This is a genomic window from Micromonospora echinofusca (assembly GCF_017614955.1).
Lineage (GTDB): Bacteria > Actinomycetota > Actinomycetes > Mycobacteriales > Micromonosporaceae > Micromonospora > Micromonospora echinofusca_A.
The window spans coordinates 1-2,821 of record NZ_WVUH01000556.1 but is presented as its reverse complement, the minus strand read 5'-3'; the positions used below and the strand labels follow the sequence as shown (position 1 = coordinate 2,821).

The 2,821-nt window shown below is 72.0% G+C and carries 3 protein-coding genes, 1 tRNA gene and 1 pseudogene; 3 read left to right on the top strand and 2 right to left on the bottom strand.

The genetic code is table 11. The features are described 5' to 3' along the window. Window positions 1-210, top strand: a 210-nt coding sequence (locus tag GSF22_RS32605; RefSeq protein ID WP_208817754.1) for a PLP-dependent transferase, incomplete at its 5' end; no start/stop codon positions are given. 100 nt (window positions 211-310) lie between these two features. Here the strand turns inward: GSF22_RS32605 and GSF22_RS32600 are convergent. Next, window positions 311-1,060, bottom strand: a complete 750-nt coding sequence (locus GSF22_RS32600) for a transcriptional regulator (RefSeq protein WP_208817753.1) — start codon at window positions 1,058-1,060, stop codon at window positions 311-313. A 29-nt stretch (window positions 1,061-1,089) separates the two neighbouring features. Beyond that, a tRNA-Leu gene (locus GSF22_RS32595) sits at window positions 1,090-1,175 on the bottom strand. 83 nt (window positions 1,176-1,258) lie between these two features. Here GSF22_RS32595 and GSF22_RS32590 point away from each other — a divergent pair. Further along, on the top strand, window positions 1,259-1,882 hold the full coding sequence (locus tag GSF22_RS32590; RefSeq protein ID WP_208817755.1) for an ANTAR domain-containing response regulator: 624 nt from the start codon (window positions 1,259-1,261) through the stop codon (window positions 1,880-1,882). Window positions 1,883-2,007: 125 nt separating this feature from the next. Then, window positions 2,008-2,821: pseudogene (locus GSF22_RS32585) on the top strand (hypothetical protein); the annotation flags it as partial.

The window sequence follows — 2,821 nt, the reverse complement described above, 5'->3', positions numbered from 1 at the left end:
GCCGTCGCCGGAGCCTGTCGGCTCATCACCCACGCCGTCAGCCTCGGCGGAGTCGACACCCTCATCCAGCACCCCGCCTCGCTCACCCACCGCCCGGTGGCCGGCGACGCGAAACCCGCCGCAGCCCTGCTCCGGCTCTCCGTCGGTCTGGAGGACCCCGAGGATCTCTGCGACGACCTGGCCCAGGCGCTCGCCACCGTCACCGGCTGACGCCTGACGCTGCCGACGGCCGCGCTCGCGCGGCAGGCCGTCACGTCGGAGGGGTACGCCGGTCGGGCCGGGAAACCGGACCGGCCGGCGCACCCGTCGGTCAGGATTTCGGACCGACGTGGCGGTCCAGCGCCGCCACCGCGCCCCGCCGTGCCACCGACAGCGAGTCCGGTCGGTTCATCCGCCAGGAGATTCCGAGCAGGTCCAGCGCCCACTGGCAGAGCCGCATGATGTCGGCCGAGCGGTTGGTGAACATGTACCGCGGGTAGACGTAGATCCGCTGGTCACGGCGTACCGGGTTGGCGAAGCGCGCGCCGTCGGAGTGGAAGAGCCCGCGCAGGAGGTGCCCCGGCTGCGCGGCGACGATCTCCCGCTGCCAGCCGGCGAGCACGATCGGCCGCTCGTGCTTCTTGCCCGGCCCGTGCTGCGGTAGCAGGCAGGGCCAGTGCGTCCCGTAGCTCTGCACGCTCACACAGCCCGGCTGCTGGACGCGCTGCACGGAGGTGGCCAGCGTGGCCCGCATCGCGGCTGCGCACAGCTCGATCAGCCCGGGCCAGGCGTCGCTGCACGCGATCCGCAGCACCGGCACCCGGGCGGAGGTGGTCAGGTGTCCGTCACCGAGGTAGAGCCCGAGCAGGTAGGCGTAGGCAGCCGGATTCTCGGGGCCGTCCAGGCCGGGGCGGCACCGGAAACAGCGCAGTGCGGTGCCTCTGACCGCAGGCCGTGGCCGGTCGCGGCACCAGTGCCACACGGTGGGGTAGGGCAGCCCGTGCTGGCGGGCGACCTCAGCGACCGTGCTTCCGGAGAGATACTGCTGGCGTGCGCGGGCCCGAAGCTCTGCGGAATGCATGCCGTAAGCATCGAACACACGTATGACAATGGTGCCGGGAGCGGGATTCGAACCCGCAAGCCCTCTCGGGCAGATGCTTTTGAGACATCCGTGTATGCCGTTCCACCATCCCGGCCGGTGGGCCCAACTGTACCGGACTACGCTTCTGCGGGAACATGGGTGGTAGCAGTCCAGGGATCAACGGTGGGGGTAGGGCTCGTGGCCGAGACGCAGACGGATGCCGCGCGTAGGCGGGTACTGATCGCCGAGGACGAGGCGCTGATCCGGCTGGACCTGGCCGAGATGCTCACCGAAGAGGGCTACGAGGTGGTCGGCGAGGCCGGCGACGGCGAGACCGCGGTCCGGCTGGCCGAGGAGCTGAAGCCGGATCTGGTCATCCTCGACATCAAGATGCCGATCATGGACGGCCTGGCTGCCGCCGAGCGGATCGCCGGGGCCCGGATCGCACCGGTGATCATCCTTACCGCGTTCAGCCAGCGGGACCTGGTGGAGCGGGCCCGGGCGGCCGGGGCGATGGCCTACCTGGTTAAGCCGTTCCAGAAGAGCGACCTGGTGCCGGCGATCGAGATCGCGCTGTCCCGCTACTCCGAGCTGAGTGCGCTGGAGGCGGAGGTCGCGGGGCTGACCGACCGGCTGGAGATCCGTAAGACGGTGGAGCGGGCCAAGGGCGCGTTGATGACCACGTACGGCATGACCGAGCCGCAGGCATTCAAGTGGATCCAGCGCACCGCGATGGACCACCGGATGACCATGAAGGAGGTCGCCGACCGGATCCTGGCCGAGACCTCGGGCGGCGAGGCGGCGCAGCAGCCGGCGTCCTGAGCGTCCGCCACTCCGCCACCGGGTGCCGGGACGGCGTCGGACTGGACTGCCGTCGACGATCCTGAGCGCGGTGGCCCGCATGTCGGAATGGCTTCCGGTGCGTCCTGATCTATAGGATCGGGTCTATGCTCCCACGGCCTGTGCTGGCGGTCATCGGCGTCGTCGTCGTACTGCTGGGGAGCGCGGCGTGCCGGTCGGAGCCCGCCGGTCCGCCGGCGCCGCGACCGGTCCAGGTGGCCTGGCAGGCGGCGGTGCTGCCGGCACCGCCCGGTCCGGCCGGTCGGTTGCTGGTGCGGGACGTGGTGACCTGTGCCGGCCGGTGGTACGTGGTCGGCGGTGCGGATGCCGGCGGTGACCAGACCCGACCGGCGGCCTGGACCAGCCCGGACGGGGTCACCTGGAGCCCGGTCCCGGTGGCTCCGGTGACCTACTACGGCGAGCAGAACGTGTTCTACGCGGCCGGCTGCCGGGGGGACCGCCTGACGGTGCTGGGTGCGAAGAACGGTGGGGCGCACGGCAACCCGCGGACCAGCAACTGGTATCTGACCGGTGGGCGGCTGGTGGAGGTGGCCGCCCCGTTCGAGTTGTACGGCGGCCCGAACGCGGTGAACGTGGCCCGGGTGGCCGGTGGTGCGGCCGGGTGGCTGATCGTGGGTGCCCGGCGGGACGGTGCCGCCGCCTGGGTGTCGACGGACGGGGCGCGGTTCGAGTTGATCGAGGGTGCGCCGGAGTTGGCCGGTGACACCCGGGGCCGGACGACGGCGTACGACGTGGTGGCGACCTCTTCGGGCTGGTTGGCGGTCGGTGGGCTGCTGGTGCCGGGGCGTACCGCCGTGTCGCCGGTGGTCTGGACGTCGCCGGACGGTCGGGTCTGGCAGCGGGTGCCGGTGGCCGGGGCGGACGAGCCGGGCCAGCCACGGCGGGTGACGGTGGTGGGGG